At 64.3% G+C, this 16,950-nt stretch carries 12 protein-coding genes; 1 reads left to right on the forward strand and 11 read right to left on the reverse strand.

Going from position 1 to position 16,950, the window contains the following annotated elements; all coding sequences use genetic code 11:
• Nucleotides 1–4: 4 nt before the first annotated feature.
• The 11 genes from VN11_RS12925 to VN11_RS12975 all read right to left on the reverse strand — a co-directional run bounded on the left by VN11_RS12925 (nt 5) and on the right by VN11_RS12975 (nt 15,966).
• Nucleotides 5–2,926 carry a hypothetical protein gene (locus tag VN11_RS12925; RefSeq protein ID WP_053450034.1) on the reverse strand — a complete coding sequence of 974 codons (2,922 nt, stop codon included), beginning with the start codon at nt 2,924–2,926 and terminating at the stop codon, nt 5–7.
• Nucleotides 2,927–2,962: 36 nt separating this feature from the next.
• Nucleotides 2,963–5,854, reverse strand: coding sequence for a type VI secretion system Vgr family protein (gene tssI, locus VN11_RS12930; protein WP_238581806.1), 2,892 nt, complete (start codon nt 5,852–5,854; stop codon nt 2,963–2,965).
• A gap of 120 nt (nt 5,855–5,974) precedes the next feature.
• Nucleotides 5,975–6,325: a hypothetical protein gene (locus tag VN11_RS12935; RefSeq protein ID WP_006465048.1), complete on the reverse strand. Its 351-nt coding sequence runs from the start codon at nt 6,323–6,325 to the stop codon at nt 5,975–5,977.
• Between the two features lie 23 nt (nt 6,326–6,348).
• On the reverse strand, nt 6,349–9,102 hold the full coding sequence (gene tssH, locus VN11_RS12940) for a type VI secretion system ATPase TssH (protein ID WP_053450035.1): 2,754 nt from the start codon (nt 9,100–9,102) through the stop codon (nt 6,349–6,351).
• A 66-nt stretch (nt 9,103–9,168) separates the two neighbouring features.
• A complete protein-coding gene (gene tssG, locus VN11_RS12945; protein WP_006465179.1) occupies nt 9,169–10,260 on the reverse strand; it encodes a type VI secretion system baseplate subunit TssG in 1,092 nt (363 codons plus the stop codon).
• Nucleotides 10,224–12,059, reverse strand: a complete 1,836-nt coding sequence (gene tssF / locus VN11_RS12950; protein ID WP_008268648.1) for a type VI secretion system baseplate subunit TssF — start codon at nt 12,057–12,059, stop codon at nt 10,224–10,226. The genes tssG and tssF overlap by 37 nt, the downstream gene beginning before the upstream one ends.
• Nucleotides 12,059–12,547 (reverse strand): type VI secretion system baseplate subunit TssE, encoded by a 489-nt coding sequence (tssE, locus tag VN11_RS12955; protein WP_053450036.1) that lies wholly within the window; start codon nt 12,545–12,547, stop codon nt 12,059–12,061. The genes tssF and tssE overlap by 1 nt, the downstream gene beginning before the upstream one ends.
• Nucleotides 12,548–12,673: 126 nt before the next feature.
• Complete coding sequence (locus VN11_RS12960; protein WP_006465355.1) at nt 12,674–13,171, reverse strand: Hcp family type VI secretion system effector; 498 nt, start codon at nt 13,169–13,171, stop codon at nt 12,674–12,676.
• 146 nt (nt 13,172–13,317) lie between these two features.
• Nucleotides 13,318–14,808, reverse strand: coding sequence for a type VI secretion system contractile sheath large subunit (gene tssC / locus VN11_RS12965; RefSeq protein WP_040007501.1), 1,491 nt, complete (start codon nt 14,806–14,808; stop codon nt 13,318–13,320).
• A 3-nt stretch (nt 14,809–14,811) separates the two neighbouring features.
• Nucleotides 14,812–15,312, reverse strand: a complete 501-nt coding sequence (gene tssB / locus VN11_RS12970; protein ID WP_006465402.1) for a type VI secretion system contractile sheath small subunit — start codon at nt 15,310–15,312, stop codon at nt 14,812–14,814.
• Nucleotides 15,313–15,342: 30 nt separating this feature from the next.
• A complete protein-coding gene (locus VN11_RS12975; RefSeq protein ID WP_087944931.1) occupies nt 15,343–15,966 on the reverse strand; it encodes a tetratricopeptide repeat protein in 624 nt (207 codons plus the stop codon).
• 238 nt (nt 15,967–16,204) lie between these two features.
• Between VN11_RS12975 and tssJ the strand changes: the two genes are divergently transcribed.
• Entirely contained in the window at nt 16,205–16,828 is a 624-nt protein-coding gene (gene tssJ, locus VN11_RS12980) for a type VI secretion system lipoprotein TssJ (RefSeq protein ID WP_053450037.1), read from the forward strand.
• Nucleotides 16,829–16,950 lie beyond the last annotated feature (122 nt).

Below are 16,950 nucleotides of genomic sequence, written 5' to 3' on the forward strand. Positions count from 1 at the left end.
GGCATCATGCAAGCATGGTCTGATCGTCACGATCCAACCATAGTCCCGGGGGATCCATCATTGCGAAAGTCGGAGCTTCGGTGCCGTCCAACGCAGCCAGCTGTACTGGATCATCAATGTTCATGATCTGAGCCACCTCGTATCCCTTCGGGAACTCATTGAGCAACTTTGCGCGCTTCTCAAGGAAGGACTGGAGATAGGAATTCCCCACATCGCCGACCTTGTCGCGCGAGTGCTTGTTCATCGTCCCGAACACGTTGGGCAGATCATTGTTCAGCGAGTAGCCGTAATCGAGGAAGCGCACCACGTCACCTTCCGCCTTGCCGCCGTCGGGCCGGCGCTTTCCTTCGATCGTCATGTGTTGCATGACATTCATCCACTCCGGCCTGGATGTGACCGGCTGCAGAATGTTCAGCACAGCCTGCTTGTGCCCTGGCAGCGCGTGGATCTCGATGTCGCCCCAACCCGGAGAGAACTCAGGAAGATTGCGCGCATGTGATTCAGGGTAGTGTCGGGTAACGGCGTAAAGCAGCATCCCCCTGGTCTCTGGTGTTGCGTAAATGAGCCAGTCCGGCTTGCTGTTGATTCGATTGACCAGTGCATCACGAGCGCTCGCCCGTTGCAGCCTCCCCTGCAGCCTGTCGAAGCGATCATTGATCTCGTCGATGGTCTGAGCCAGTGCTTTGCCCATGCTGCTATCCTCTGCAACGACCATGAACAACAACTTGGAGAGAACGTTGAATGCGTCCTGCGCGATATAGGTAAGCTTGATGAATCCGGAGTGGGCCAACTGGTAGAACACCCATTTCACGAATTCCTGCATGCCACCTGCGTCCACGGCGAAATCCACTGCCCCCTTTGCGCCTACACCCCAGCAGAGTCGTGCAGATGCACGAATGCGGAACTTCCCGCTGTTGAAGTAAATGTTGAGTTGCGCGCTTGCGCCTGCGCCCGCATTGACTGCCACATCCAATGCAATCTTGGCGAAGCTCACAGGTTCCTTGCGATCTGGCGGCAACCAGCGCAGATCACCAGAAGGCGTGATCCCCCCCTCCACGCCTGCGAAAACCTCAGCGGTCAGCTGAACACCCGCTCCGCTCCCCTTCGGAGCCGATTCATTCATGCCCAGCATGCGCACCCGGGCTGGATCAAGCTGCGCGCGCGGCAGCCCCCGCTGGCTGTCAAAATTCTCGGCGAGCGATTGCGAACGGTCACGCTGTTGGGCGGTAGCAACGGGCTTCTTGCCTACGTATTTGATTTCAGCAGAGCCGGCGAGCGTGCCCTTGGCGCCAACGAACCCGTACAGCTCACAGGCCAGTACAAAAACGATCGCTCCAAGATCGACATCCCCGAACTGCATCTGCCATCCCTTGATGCTTGGAACGGAGTAGCTGTGCGTCCATTTCCCCTCAAACAGAATCAACTTGGCAGAGGCATTGGCCTCAGCCTTCGCTGCCGCAACTCCCTTTGAAGGATTCCACGTAGCAGCGCTGCTGGCACCTGCGCCCGCAACAAAACGCAGCCACTGCGAAGCGCTCGCAACTTCATATGAATCGCTTTTCTGGACGTGCTCCACGAACTCGTTGCCGCCGGCGTCGATGATGTCGAAGACGAACGGATCCATCTTTGTCTCGGCTTTCGCCTGCAGCGTGATGGAACGGATTGACTTCTTGAAGTCCGCCGCGTCGAATGGCTTGGTGCCGGTCACCTCGTGCTTGCCCTCGCTGGAGCCACTGACCGGACCACCTTTGACCTTGGTGCCGACAGAGGTGTTCACCGCTGTGGGAATACCCATGATCCGCCGCTTCTTTAGTTCCTCGTACTTCTTGGCGGGAATGTAGCGACGGCGTAGGCCGGAACGATCAGCCAGACTTCCGTTGCCTGCGTGCCTGCCTTTGTCGTAGGTCTCGAAGGTGACAACCTCCTTCAAGTCTGTCAGCTTCGAGAAGTTGTCATTCAGCATCTTCGCCACATTGTCTTCAGCAATACCCAACGCCTTTTCGGCGGCGGCTACTGCTTCGGCATCGCGCCCCTGCAACGCATTGTCAAGATTCGCCCTGGATCGGTGCAGACCGGCCATCGTATTCTCGATCATGCCGCTGAGTTCTTCGAACTCGTTCCAGACATCCGGCGTCAGCAACAGCAGCTCGCGTGCCTCGGCGTTGAGAACTGCGGGCGCGCTGATCTTGCCGTCGACTCTGGCTGTCCGCCCCTGCCCAGACTCGCTCATGGCTACTTGGCTCTTCATGCCAAGCACATATAGCGTGGTGGACTGTCCCTTGATCAATGGCTCCAGCATGTCAGTGTTGCGGCCGACCTTGCTTCCCGGCAGATTGAAATTGAAGCGACGACGCCCGTTGCAGGTAATGCGCGGCGTCATGCCGTTCTTGTCGGTATTTCCTTTGATTGGCCGGCCCGCCGCGTCGTTGCCAGCAACTTCGCGTCCCTTTGCATCCACCGCATAGGCAAGGTAAGGGGCATTGGGTAGCGCCTTCTGGTCGGCCTGCATCTGGAACTTCACCCGGAAATAGGGCTGCAGTTCAAGCGCGCACTGGATCGGTGCCATCGTCATGATGGTGCTGTTGAGCTGAAGCTCGATGTCGTGCGAGACCGCCTTCTTCTGGCGGCCAGCGAAGTCCGGTTGCGCCCACTTGCGCTGGTCGAAGTCCCAGACTTCCAGTTGGAATCGTATTGTTGAGGGCGGAAGGAACGGTACCTGCGTAGCAGGCTTGACACCTTTGTCCAACGGGTTCTGCAACGGATTCGGCGTGGTATTCACGAACTTCGTGAGGCCCTGTGCGTCGGTTGTTCCATTGACGACCTCGTTGCGATCAGGCAGCTGCAGGATCCGGTAGCGGACCTTCGCGGCAGGACGCTGCTGGCCGTTGTCAGCCAGGTAATAGAGTCTGAAATTTCCAGTTGCCATGGTGTCTTCCTTGTCGCGCCGTAACGGTCTGCGCGCTTACGCTTCGTCGTTGAGGTAATAGCCTTCGTGCTTGGTTTCACCGTCGCCGACGAAGAGATGGATGTTCTGCGGGCCCTTGGTCACCACCTGCTCGGTTTCACCCTGCGCATTGGTGGTACCTTCCCGTGCACTGCCATCGGGCATCACAAGCACATACGGTGAGTTCGGCATCGGCTGTCCCGCGAAATCGCGAAGCACGTACTTGAGCTTGTAGGCGTCAGCTGGATTAGGAAGTACCAGCGGCGCGTTGACACTCGCCGGCCCCACCCACTCCCGCTGGCTGGCCTTGAACTCCACTTTTCCCGGCGCGCCCAGCTCGATGTTGTCGCCCTCAATGCGAATGTAGGCCCCCGCCGCCGTCGCCAGCAGATGCTTGCTCGGCGCCGACAGCTGCACGTCCGCTTCGGTACTGGCGATGCGTACCTTGGTCTTGGCCGCCACGATCATCTGGTTCTTGTGCGCACGCGCGCTCACCTTGCCCTGCGCGGCGTGCAGCGCGATGCCGCGCTCCTGGTTCGGGCTTTCACCGCTGGGCTGCACGCCGGCGGTGTACATCACCAGACCGCCGGCCACCGCCATCGTCAGCGAGCCCTGCGTCATCCAGTTCAGTGCCACGCCACTGGCCAGCGTGGTGTGGGTGCCACTGACCCAGACCTGGTCGGCCGGGGTCAGGCTCAGCACGCCGGCCACACCGCTGCCCAGCAGCACCGGCGCGCTCCAGCCCGGTGCCTCGCCATCGCCGCCGGCGATGCTGCCGGCGGCACTGCCGCTGTGGGTGGCGCGCAGCGTCTCCTGCAGCTCGGTCAGGGTGGTGTCCACCGGCAGCTCGGTCGGCTCGCCGGGCAGCTGCGCCTGCTGGTTGGCGGCCGATTCGGCCAGCTGCTGCAGCAGCTGCTGGCTTTCCTGCAGCTGGCTCAATGCCTGCGGCGCGGCCATCTGCGGCGAGCCCTGCTCGGTGGTCAGCAGCAGGCCGCGTCCGGCACGCAGCGCGCCCTGTGCCTGGGTGGACAGCTCCACGCCGAAACCCCGCTCGCCTTCGCGCACATTGTCCTGGCCGCCCTTGAGGTGGCCCAGGGTCAGCGTGGTCTCGTGCTGGGTGGTGGACAGCTGCGCGCGGCCCTGCCCGGGCGTGTCGTCGAAGCGCAGCTGCTGGTAGCCGCCGGTGCCGCCCTGGCTGTCGGCCAGCGCCTGGCTCTTGAAACCGGTGTACACCGCCGCGTGGTCATTGCCCTCGAACCAGGCGGCGGCGTTGCCGGTGGCGGTGGCGCCCCCGCCGTTGATCTGGTTGTGCTGTGCGTCCTGCTGGCCACGGCCGTTGTAGACCGCACCGACCACCACCGGGCGGTCGATATCGCCTTCCAGGAACGCCACCAGCACTTCCTGCCCACGCCGCGGCAGCACCACGCCGCCCCAGTTGTCGCCGGCCCACGGGGTCATCACCCGCACCCAGGTCCAGGCGCCTCCGTTGGCCGGTGCGTTGTCGTCGCCGCCGGGATGGGCCAGGCCGCTGCTGGCGTTGCCGCCGCGCTGCCACGGGAACTGCACCTTGATGCGATGGTCGCGGTCGGACAGCAACGGGTCGCCGTCGCTGACCACGATCGCGCTGAGCGTGCCGGTGATGGTCGGCCGCGGATGCAGGTGCGCGCCGTGGCCGTCCTCGGTCTGCGGCCGGTAGTTCACTTCGGCGGGGATGGCGACGAAGCGGTTATCGTAGAAGGCGGTGGACACCTCGCCCGGCGCCTGGCCGTAGGCCAGCCCGGACAGCGCATCCGGCAGCGCCGGCACCGCCACGCTGGACGGACCCAGGGTCTGTTCCAGAGCGTCGAACACGTCGGCATCGAGGTTGTTGCGCGCCTGGTGCAGCACCGACAGGCACAGGAACTGTGCGTCCTCGCCCACCTGCGGATGCTGCGACAGGCCAAAGCGCGCGCCCGGTGCCAATGCCCGCCATTGGCCGGCGCCGTCGATGGTATGGGTGCGCACGCGCAGCGCGTCCAGATGCTGCTGCGCGCGGCGCTGGCCGCGTGCGTTGTCCTGCCAGCCATACGGGCCGCAGGTATCACGGTCGACAATGCCCAGGTCGTTGCCCTGCTCGGCCTCGGCGCTGGCCTGGCGACGCTCCAGGGTGCGGTAGTCCCAGGTCGTACGTTCGACCTTGCCCGGCCGCCAGCGGTGCGCGGTGGACCACTGCTCCACGCTGTCGCTGCGCTCGCTCTCGTCGCGGCGATGGAAGCGCACGCGGCCCAGTTCGGTGGTGTCGTTGCTATGGTCGGCCAGCACCAGGGTATGCGTGCCGAAGTCCGCGCCGCCGGGCTCGCCGGCATGCTCGAACCAGTAATAGATGCCCTCCTCGGCCAGCAGCCGCTGCACGAAGGCCAGGTCGCTTTCCTGGTACTGCGTGGTCAGGCTGCGCCGCGCGTACTGGCTGGCGTCACCCAGCGACCAGCGCCAGGCCGGTGCCAGCCCGCTGTAGTCGGCGAACAGGTCCTCGACGATCTCGACCACGGTCTTGTCGTGGAAGACGTAGCTGTCCACCCGCTGCGACAGGAACGCCAGCCACGGCTGCAGGCGCAGCCGATAGCGCGCCAGGCCGCCATTGCTGCCCAGCCGCTCGGCGGCGGTGATGCGACCGTGCAACGGGCGCAGGCTGCCGTCAGCCTGCTGCAGCTGCAGCAGCGCACCCTGCCCGATCAGCGGTGCCAGTGACAGGCCGGCATCCAGCGACAGTGCGGTGATCGTCCACTGGAAACCCATGCCGTCGATCTGCTCGACGCCATCGAGGGTTTCGGCCACCAGCACATCGCTCCCCAGCGACGTGTGCAGCCGCAGGAAGCGCTGTGCGTGCGAGGGGCCGGCCAAGGCTGCCCGCAGGTTGTTTACCAGATCCATGGTGCTTCCCCTACTTCCCGTACCTCAAGGTGGTCTGCATGCGGCATGCGCATCGGTGTACTCCGCTTCCCGCGTGCGCGCGGCCTGCGCCCCGGCCGGGGCGACAGGCACGCACGTCCGTCAGGCAGCCTGGACGATCTCTTCCAGCTGCAGGCGCACGCCCTCGCTGATCTTCAGGCGGTAATCGCGGCCGCCGGCGGTGATCTGCAGTTCGCGTACGTTGCTCACCAGCTGCGGCTTGCCAACCACCGGGGCATCCATGTGGATGCGCCACGAACCCCGGCTGATCTGCGCGGCGACGTTGCGGGCATCCTGGCGGGCGGCGGGCACGGCCGTGTCCAGCAGCTCGATCACATGCTCCGGGCGCAGCCGGTTCCAGGCACGCACGCGGTCCAGTTCACGGCCCAGCCCCAGTTCCAGGCTGTCGCAGTGGTTGAGGGCCGCTTCGCGGTCAAATCCATAGAATTCCATCAGCGTTCTCCTTCTGCTCAGTGTCATGACACTTTGTATTTGAAGTCACCCTTCTTGCCGGCGGTGACCTTGATGGCGTTGATCCGGTTTCCTTCGGCCATTGCCGCCAGCACGCTCTCGGCGATTTCCGGCAGCAGGGTTCCATTGAGGATGTGGTCAACGTTGCGCGCACCCGAGTCCACTTCGGTGCAACGTGCAAGCACGGCCTCCACCAGGCTGTCGTCCCAGCTGAAGGTGGCCTTGTGATTGGCGATGACGCGGTCGCGGATGCGGCCGAGCTTGAGCGTGATGATCTGCGCCAGCACGTCATCGTTGATGGGGTAATACGGCACCACCTTCAGGCGACCGAGGAAGGCCGGCTTGAAGGTGCGCATCAGTACCGGGCGCAGCGCGTCGGACAATGCCTCCGCGCCGGGGATCTCTTCGGCCGGCTTGTTCAGGCAGGCCTGCATGATCTGCGAGGAACCGATGTTGGAGGTAAGGATGATGAGCGTGTTGCGGAAGTCGATCTCACGGCCTTCGGCATCATCCATCATGCCCTTGTCGAACACCTGGAAGAACATTTCCAGCACGTCCGGATGGGCCTTCTCGACTTCATCCAGCAGCACCACGCTGTACGGGTTGCGGCGCACGGCTTCGGTCAGCACGCCACCCTCTCCGTAGCCCACGTAACCCGGCGGCGAGCCCTTCAGGCCGGACACGCTGTGCGCTTCCTGGTACTCGCTCATGTTGATGGTGACGAGCTTGCGCTCGCCGCCATACAGGATGTCGGCCAGGGCCAGCGCGGTCTCGGTCTTGCCGACGCCGGACGGGCCTACGAACATGAACACGCCGCGCGGCTTGTTCGGGTCTTCCAGCTTGGCGGTGGCGGTGCGCACGCGCTGGGCGATCGCATCCAGTGCATGGTCCTGGCCGATCACGCGCTCGACCAACAGATTGCCGAGCGTACGCACGGTGCGGATTTCGTCCTTGACCATGCGACCCAGCGGCACGCCGGTCCAGGCCGAAACGATTTCGGCCACCACGGTGCCGTCGACCTGCAACGGCACCATCGGGGTTTCGCCCTGCAGCTCACGCAGTTCGGCCTGCAACCGCGCCAGCTCGGCATGCTGCGGCGAGAGTTCGGCCTTGGCCTTGCCGCGCTTGGCAGCCGGCTTGGCCACGGCAACATCGCCTTCGTTGTCGTCGTTGGACGGCTCGGGATCGCCCGATGCAGCCTCGCCCTGCTCCATCTGCTGGCGCAGTACGGCGATGCGGCCGGCCAGGTCACGTTCGCGGCCCAGGCGCTCTTCGTTGCTGGCCAGCACGGCCTGCGCTTCGGCCTGTTGTGCATGCAGTTCAGCCAGGCGTTCGCCATGCTGGTCGCTGCCACCGGCCGTCTCGCGCTGAAGTGCGGAAATCTCCGCCTGCAGCCGGTCCAGATGCTTGCGGGTGTCTTCGATGATCGCCGGAGTGGCGCTCTGCCCCAGCGCGACCTTTGCACACGCGGTGTCGAGCACGCTGACTGCCTTGTCCGGCAGCTGGCGGCCACTGATGTAGCGATGCGACAGGCGCACCGCTTCGGTCACCGCCTCATCCAGCACGCGGATGTTGAAGTGCGCCTCCATCAGCCCGACCATGCCGCGCAGCATCGCCGCAGCCAGCGCCTCGCTCGGTTCCTCGACCTTCACCACCTGGAAGCGGCGCGCCAGCGCGGCGTCCTTCTCGAAGTACTTCTTGTACTCGCCCCAGGTGGTGGCGGCGATGGTGCGCAGCTCGCCGCGAGCCAGTGCCGGCTTCAGCAGGTTGGCTGCATCGTTCTGGCCGGCGGTACCGCCGGCACCGATCATGGTGTGCGCTTCGTCGATGAACAGGATGATCGGATGCGGGCTCTTCTTGACCTCGTCAATCACGTTCTTCAGGCGGTTCTCGAATTCGCCCTTGACGCTGGCGCCAGCCTGCAGCAGGCCCATGTCCAAGGTGTGCAGCTCCACCCCCTGCAGCACGTCCGGCACGTCCTTGTCGGCGATGCGGCGGGCCAGCCCCTCGACTACGGCGGTCTTGCCGACGCCGGCCTCGCCGGTAAGGATCGGATTGTTCTGGCGGCGGCGCATCAGGATGTCGATCACCTGGCGGATCTCGCCATCGCGGCCGATCACCGGGTCGATTTTTCCATCGCGCGCCCGCTGGGTCAGGTTGGTGGTGAACTGGTCCAGGGCCGGCGTCTTGGACAGGCCGCCCTTGGCCTCGCCCGGCACCGCACCCTCGTCCTCGCCCGCTTCACCGCCGGCCGAGGCATCGGCGAAGCGCACGGTCTGCACCGCTTCCTGCGAGCCCTCGGTGAGCTTGGCGAAGTCGTGCTTGAGCTCGTCGCGCTTGAAGCGCACGAAGAGCTTGGAGCCCCGGTAAGCCAGCTGCGCCAGGTCGGGTTCGGTCAGCAGGGCCAGCAGCAGATGGCCGCTGCGGATGCGGGTGGTTTCCGAGTCAAGCGAGGCGATCAGCCAGGCATGCTCGAACAGCTTGGGAATGTGCTGGGAGAACACCGGAGTGCGGCTGTTGCCGGTCTTGAACTGGCTGATCTCGTCGTTGAGATCGCGTTCCAGCGACTCGGGCAGGATGCCGCTGCGCCGTGCGATCAACACGAAATCGCTCTGCGGCTGTTCCAGCAGGGCCAGGAACAGGTGTTCCAGGTCCACCTCGTAGTTGCCGCGTGCCATGCACAGGTTCGCCGCCCGTTCGGCGGCCTGCCGGCAGGTGTCGTCCAGTTTGCTGATCAGGGTCTTGAGGTTGATGCTCATGCGGAAACGCGCACTCCTTGCTGGAACCGTTCGGGGGCCGATGGCGCGGACGCCATCGGCGCAGTGTCATTGCAATGTGTGGATGCCATAGGTGGTGTCCTCACGCGAGGTATCCTGCGGCCGGGTGCACAGGTAGCTGTCCCAGCCCAGGCGGACGCTCCCTGCGCTACCGAGTGCGCTGCCCTGCACATCCTCGGCCCGCAGCACCAGGCGAACTTCATACTCAAGAATGCCGCCGGTCAGCAGCGACAGCCATTTGGACAGCGCTTCGGCGGCACTGCCACCCGGCAGGAACGCATCGAACTGGTCGCGGCGCAGCGGCCCGATGCGCAGGCGCAGGCGCAGGTCGCGCTGCCACACCCGGTCTCCGGCCAGCGCGCTGGCGCCCAGCACCGCGTTGGCCTGGCCCAGGCGGGTCGCCTGCCCCGGCGGCACCCGGTACCACGCGCCCACGAACTGCTCCAGGTGCAGCGGCACCTGGAAATAGTCCGACAGCACGCGCTGCATCAGCGCCGCCGAGACCGGTCGTTGCCGCACCGCGCCGGCGTAATAGGCCACCGCCTGGTCAAAGATCTCGCCGTCGCCCTCGTGCAGGCGGTCGCGCAGCTCGCTCATGCCCATGCCCAGCAACGACAGCACCAGCGGCAGGAAGCGCTCACGGCGATCCAGCTCGTACTGCAGCGCCAGGCGATGTTTCTTCCAGGCAGCGTAATGCAGTGACACCGCACGGGTGGAGAAGATGTCCAGGAACGCCCGCGCGGTCCGGTCGCGCTGGTAGAGCTCGCGCAGCTGCAGGGTTTCGGTGTAGTGCAGGGGCAACGCACCGGCCGTCCCCAGCAAGCCCATGAACTGCGGCGTCAGGTGGACCTCGGCGAGTTCCTCGCCATGCAGCGCCTGTTCCACGGCCTCGCGGTCCAACAGCCGCTCACCCTTGAGCGAATACACCTCGCCCTCGGCCGACAACTCGGTGGCCGGAAACCCCAGCGACAGCGAGTTGCGGAAGCGCACGCGCATCGGCACCGCCTGGCCGGGCTTGACGCCCTGGCGCTGGAACACCTGCTCAAGCAGGCGCACCGCCTGGAAGAACTCGAAGCGGTGTGGTTCGGCCAGCAGCTGCTGGGCTACGCCAGGATCGATTCGCCGCTGCGCGCTGGGCATCGGACGATCTCCTCTCCGCTGTCGCCGGATACCAGCACCAGTCGGGTAAAGCTGTTGGCATGCACGTAGAGTGCAAAGAAGTGGTCCATCACCTGGGCGAAGGCGGCCACGCCGGTTCCCACGAAATGGGCCTCATTGATGGTCAAGCGGATTTCCAGGCCACGCACCACCGAGGCGAACTGGCGGCCGTGCATCCAGGTGGTCACCGGCGTCTGCTGCAGCTCGAGGATGCCGTCGATCTGGCGGGCCGACACATTGCTGCCGGACAGGTCGTACAGGCGCAGCATCTCCTTCAGTGCCGGAAGCCCGCTGGCAGTGAGCGACAGCTGGTTCAACGACAGGTGCGAGATCAGGCGCCACTGCGCGTTGCGGCCATGGCGGAATCGCAGCGGCTTGGTCGGCTTGCGCAGCAGGCTGATCGCCTTGGCCGGGCTGCCGCCCTCAATGGTCAGGTCGCCCCCGGCCACGCCGAACGCCAGCTGGTTGGGCAGGTCGCGATTGCTGCAGGTCAGCTCCAGGCTGACCGTATCGGTCTGCGGCAGTACCGGATTGAACGACAGGTCGACGAAACTGATCTCGGTTTCGAAACCCGGGCTCTGCCGCGCGATGTCTTCGTCCCGCCGCGCCACCCAGTACTGGCCGGTGCGCTCGGGGTCTTCGCCATGATGCAGCGAATAGAACGGCCGGAATGCCTGGATCAGCTCGCCCTGCGGCGTCTGCCGGATGCGGTGCACCGAGTCGATTGAATGCACTTCATAGGCGAACGCGCGGCGTGCATCCGCCAGCACCGGGTAGTTCACCGTACGATGGGTGACACGGATCGGCTCGCCGCTGGTGCGGAACAGATTGACGATGGGCGTGCAGCCAAGGCGCACGTTGTGTGCGCCGAGCTCCTCCAGCACCATCGCGTTGCCCCGGTCCTGGCCCTGGGCGTGCAGCACCAGGTGAAGGGTGAAGCGTCGGCTGGCGCCCGCCGTCACCGACGGCAGGTGCAGGTCGACAAAGCCGAATTTCTCGGGATAGGCGAACAGTTCGGTCAACAGCCGATAGGCCGGGTGCGAGCGCGCCGGAAAGTCGATCAGGGCCTCATCGTCGGCGAACCCGACCGGGCTCAACGGCACGCTGTCCAGGCGCCGCCAGCGTCCGTCGCCATCGGATTCGACGTAGGCCGCCTTCACGCCAAGCATCAGGGCATCGCGCAGCGCAGCCCGTACCGACGGCTCGCCATCGAGGAACAGGCGCAGGCGATCGGTACCCAACTGGTGAAAACCCAGCTGATCGGACAGCAGCTGGAAGCCCATCGAGATCTGGCCACCGGTTCCGGCCGGCAGGGTCGTCGCCATTGGCGCATCGGCGACGCTGCGATACACCACCTGCTGCACGCCGACCGGCGCCAGCACCACATCGTAGGCCGTACGGAAATCGCAGGGCACGCCCCGGACCGGACGGCTCTGGACGGCGGTTCCACGCGGCACGCGTACCGGCGCGCTCAGCTTGGAGGCCACCCCTTCGGTATCGAAATGGGCGATCGAGCAGGAGGGGAACGGCCGCAGATAGTGCGGATAGAGCACATCCAGCAGTGCGTCGGTGAACTCGGGATAGTCATCCTCGATGCGCTTGGATACGCGCGCACTGAGCAGCGCGAAGGCCTCGATCAGGCGCTCGACATGCGGGTCCTGGCTGCCCTCGGCGGAGAGCTGCAGGCGACCGGCGATCTTCGGGTAGCGCTCGGCGAACTCGCGCCCGTAACGGCGGAGGTAGCCCAGCTCGCGTTCGTAGTAAGGCAGCAGGTCCTGCATCAGGCGGCCTGCGTGCGACGTGCGCGGGTGACCTGGTACTGCAGGGTCGAGGGTTGCAGCATCGCATCGAAGCTGACCGGCTCGCGCGCAGGCTCCAGGTCGAGCAGCGCATGGATGGTGAAATGCAGCCCGCCGGCAAACTGGTTGCCCGCATCCAGATGGACGTTGACGTTGCGCAGGCGGCGCTCATGGCGCGCCACGGCCTGCTCCAGCGAGCGGCAGATGCCAGCACGATCGTAGGCGTTGGCCAGGCTCATCGCGGAAAAGTCCGCCAACCCGTAGGTCAGCAGCGATTGCCGGCAATTGGGGAATTCCTTCATGTCGCCTTCCTGGAACGCGGCGCGCGAGTTCAACAGCCCCTCCAGGTCGCGGGCGATGGATTCCTTGTACTGCTCCAGCGAGACGGACTTGAAGACCGGCCCGGCGCCCGTCTGCTTGGGGGCGTCGTCGAACAGTTTTTCCAGCAGGCTGGGTTCGAGTCCCTTCATTGGTCGATCCACTCAGGTTCGGCATCCGTGCGGGCGGCAGCGGTGCATCAAGGGCAAGGCCGTTCCTGGCCTTGCCCGGCGATCAGACTGCGATGGCGCACGAGGCGCCATCGCAGCGACACAACATCACACGGTGTAGTTCGGGATGTTCTTGGTTGCACTCCACTGCGCGACGGTCTTGCCACCAACTCCGCCTTCCGGCTTCTGCTGCTGGTAAGTCCACTTGATGGCGCCGAAGCTCAACTGAACAACTTCCTGGGGCATGCCTTCCTTGTCCACCGTGGTGGTGACGCGGTGGACCAGCACGTTCAGCAGCTCGACCGTGTAGTAATTGATCGCGTTGCCGTCCTTGTCGGCGCGCATGAACTGGATCTGCGCCTTCGGGAAGGTGGTGCCGTTGGAGGCGGCCTGGTTGAGGGCCGTGGAGGCGAGGTCGATCGACTTGGTGATTTCGATCGGGGACAGGTTCACGCGGGCTGCGGTGGTGCCGCCGGAGGTCGACGCGGTGGCCGAACGCGGCTGCAACAGGTCCTGCGAGAACGACTGGATTTCGATCCAGTCCTTGTGCTTGTCGTCGTGCGACTCGCCCTTGATGGTGTCAATCGAGAGGAAAGCGTGCTGCATATCTGGTCTCCTAAATTCCGTTCTTCCGTGAGATTTGATGTGCCAGGCGCGGGCCTGGCGGTTAAGGGGGGCTACGCCCTCTTGAAATAAGCGTCACTGCAATCCGGGGAGCGGACTCCCCTGGACGCTTCAGTTGAAGCAAATCGTTACGACTTTTTCGCGGACGCCGGCAGTTCGGCGACCAGACGCAACGAAACAGACAGCTCATCGAGCTGGAAATGCGGCCTGATGAAGGCCACCGCGCGGTAGACACCGGGCTTGCCCGGCACCTCCGAAACCTGCACAGAGGCTTCACGCAGCGGGAACTGCGCCTTGGCTTCCTGCGACGCGTTATCGTCCAGCAGTACGTACTGGGCAATCCAACGGTTCAGGAATTCCTCGACGTTGCCCGCCGAAGCGAAGCTGCCGATCTTTTCGCGCATCATCGCCTTGAGGTAATGGGCGATGCGCGAGACCGCGAAGATGTACTGCAGCTGTGCAGACAGGATCGCGTTGGCATTGGCCGAATCGGTGTTGTACTTCTTCGGCTTCTGTGCCGACTGTGCGCCGAAGAACGCGGCGTAGTCGGTGTTCTTGCAGTGCACCAGCGGCATGAAGCCGAGGTCACTGAGTTCTTTTTCACGACGATCGGTGATCGCCACTTCGGTCGGGCACTTCAGCGCCACTTCGCCATCGTCGGTGCGGAAGGTATGGGTCGGCAGGTCTTCGACCAGGCCACCGCCCTCCACGCCGCGGATGGCCGCGCACCAGCCGAAGCTCTCGAACGCCTGGGTCAGGCGCGCACCCATCGCGTAGGCGGTGTTGCACCACAGAAACTTGCTGTGGTCGGCCGCTTCGATCTCTTCGACGAAGTTGAACCCCTCGACCGTGGTGCCGTCCTTCGGGTTGTACGGCAGGCGGCCGAGGAAGCGCGGCATGGTCAGGCCCACGTAGCGGCTGTCCTCGCTCTCGCGGAACGACTTCCACTTGGCGTACTCGACGGTGTCGAACACCTTGGCCAGGTCACGCGGCTTGCCCAGGTCGGTGAACGTTTCCAGGCCGAACATGCCTTCGCCGGCCGCGGAAATGAACGGCGCATGCGCCGCTGCGGCCACGTGCGACATCTGCTCGATGAAGTACATGTCCTCCGGCTGGCGGCCCAGGAAGTAGTCACCGATCAGCGCGCCGAACGGTGCACCGCCGAACGTGCCGAATTCTTCCTCGTAGACCTTCTTGAACAGCGCGCTCTGGTCGAAGTCGATGGCCGACTTGAAGTCCTTGACCAGGTCCTTCTGCGGCGAATTGAAGACCTTGATCTTCATGTTCGGGCCAGTGGAGGTCTGCTGGCACAGGTAATGCAGCCCCCGCCAGCTGCCTTCCAGCTTCTGGAAGGGCTCGGCATGCATGACCGCGCTGAGCTGCTCGGAAATGATCCGGTCGATCTCGGCGATGCGTGCGTCAAGGGTCAGGTTGAGGTTGTCGGAGACCACCACGGTGCCGTCGAGGACTTCCTTCGCCAGGGCGGCGATGATGTCCTTGGCGCGATCATGCTCGGTCTTGGACTTGGCGACCTTGCTCTTCTCGACGATCTGGTCGAGCAGGCCCACCTCTTCGGTTTCGACGGCCTGGGCGGCCAACTGGCTGGCTTCAGCTGACATGGGTCAGTCCTCCTTGGTCACGCCGAGCTTCTTCAGCTGCTCGGTGTTGTTGAGCACATCGGTCAGCAGGTCTTCCAGCTTCTCGTTGCCAGCCAGCTTGTTGCGAAGATCAGCCAGCTTGGTACGGGACTCGAGCAACCGGCGCAGCGGCTCGATCTGCTCCACCACCGATTCGGGGCGGAAATCCTCGATCGAGTTGAACTTCAGCTCGACGCCGAACTCGCCACCTTCGTCGCTGATCCTGTTCGGCACGCGATACACCGCGCGCGGCGCGATGCCTTCCATCACTTCATCGAAGTTGTCCAGATCGACGTTGACGAACTTGCGATCCTTCACCTTCGGCAGCGGCTGCTCCGGGTTGCCACTGAAATCGCCCATCACGCCTACCACGAACGGCAGTTCCTTCTGCTCGATCGCGTCACCCTTCTCCACATCGTAGGTGAGCTGGACGCGCGGCGGGCGGATCTTCTGCAGCCGCTTCTGGATGCTTTCCTTCTTGGCCATGAGTGTCTCCTGACTGGGGCCGGTTCCGGATCAGTTGCCGATGTTCTGGAACGGATCGGAGGTGTTCGAGCGGGCAGCGGGCTTGGCCGGCTGCGTGGCGGCGGGCTGCGCGTTGGCGGCCGGAGCGACGGCACGGCCTGCGCGGGCGCGGCTGCGCGGCTTGGGCTTGGGCGTCGGATCGAGAATCGCGTCACCCATGGTGTTGCGCAGGGTGGTGGCCAGCGTCTGTGCTTCCTTGCGTGCGGTGTCCGACGCCAGTGCACCACGCCCCTGCAGACGAGTGAGCGACTGGTTGGCAACGCGGAAACCGGCAACGGTGATCACGCCATCAGCCACCAGATCGTTGGGATCGCGCTGAAGCACCTCTTCCGCCGCGACGATCGCGCGGGCGTACTGGCCCTGATCGAATTGCAGCTGTGCGATGCGCACCCACGGCTCCTTGCGCGTCGGGTCGGCCTTGGCCGCCACTTCGAACGCGCTGATCGCGGCATCGGCACCGCCAGCGGTCACCTGCGCCTCCGCGTTGCTCAGCGTGGTTTCGAACGGCACGACCTCGGCCTTCTTCGGTGCCGATGCGCAGGCCGCCAGGCCCGAGAACATCATCAGCGCGAACATCGGCCGGTATACAGCCTTCCCCATTGCCTTCACTTCCATAGTGATCCCTCGTCGAAATTAGTTCCTAAAGGAAGCCGAATCTCCGCCGATACAACACACGGGATTCCTGCCCCTGTCGGCGGCAGTGTACATTCGCGAATACGCGCCGGTATAGTGAATTTCGTCAAGAATATGGCGAATCCGGTAGACACACTCTTCACATCCCGATGTGATATTCGCGAGCAAAAACGCATATACGCGCACCTTTTACCCCGCACTCCGAGCCCGCCGACTGCACATGAATGCGCAACTTTTCCGATTCCGCCGCGTGATCTCCGTCACGATTTTCTCCCTGATTATGTCCGGCTCCCTGGCAGGTTGCGCCAGCGACAGCAAGTTGGGTAAAGCGATGGACAAGACCCTGCAGGCGGTCGGCATCCGTGAGGAAAAACCCCAGGCGCCCCCGATCGTCCCGCTTCGCCTGTATGCCGGCAGCAACCTCAATGCCGGCAATGACAAGCGGGCCACTGCCGCGGTGGTCAAGATCTACCACCTGCGCAGTCTGCAGCGCTTCGAACAGGCCCCCTTCAACGCCTTCCTGGACCAGGCTGGCGAGCAGGCGGCCCTGGGTGCGGACCTGCTGTCGGTCAACGAAGTCGTACTGACCCCCGGTGCCCGGCAGGAATTGTCCGAGCAGTTGAGTGAAGGAAGTGCAGTGCTTGGCGTGGTCGCCCTGTTCCGCGCCCCGGCCGAGAATCGCTGGCGGCTCGCATTCGACACCAAGGGCAAGACCCTGCCGCAGGACGGGGTCACCATCGGCGTCCATGCCTGTGCGCTGACCAGTGACAGCAAAGCCTTGTTGACGCGCATTTCCGGAGATCCGGGCAGTCTTGCATCAATCCGTTGTGCAGGCGCGAAATAATATCGCGCCGGAATTCTGGCACCCAAATTCGTCGATGCGATAGTATCGCCAGTGCAAGGTTTGCCCCGGCCCGCTAAATGTGAGAAGCGACTCACGTTTTCACATTACTGGATGGGGAGTTT

Source organism: Stenotrophomonas maltophilia, assembly GCF_001274595.1.
In the GTDB taxonomy this organism is placed as follows: domain Bacteria; phylum Pseudomonadota; class Gammaproteobacteria; order Xanthomonadales; family Xanthomonadaceae; genus Stenotrophomonas; species Stenotrophomonas forensis.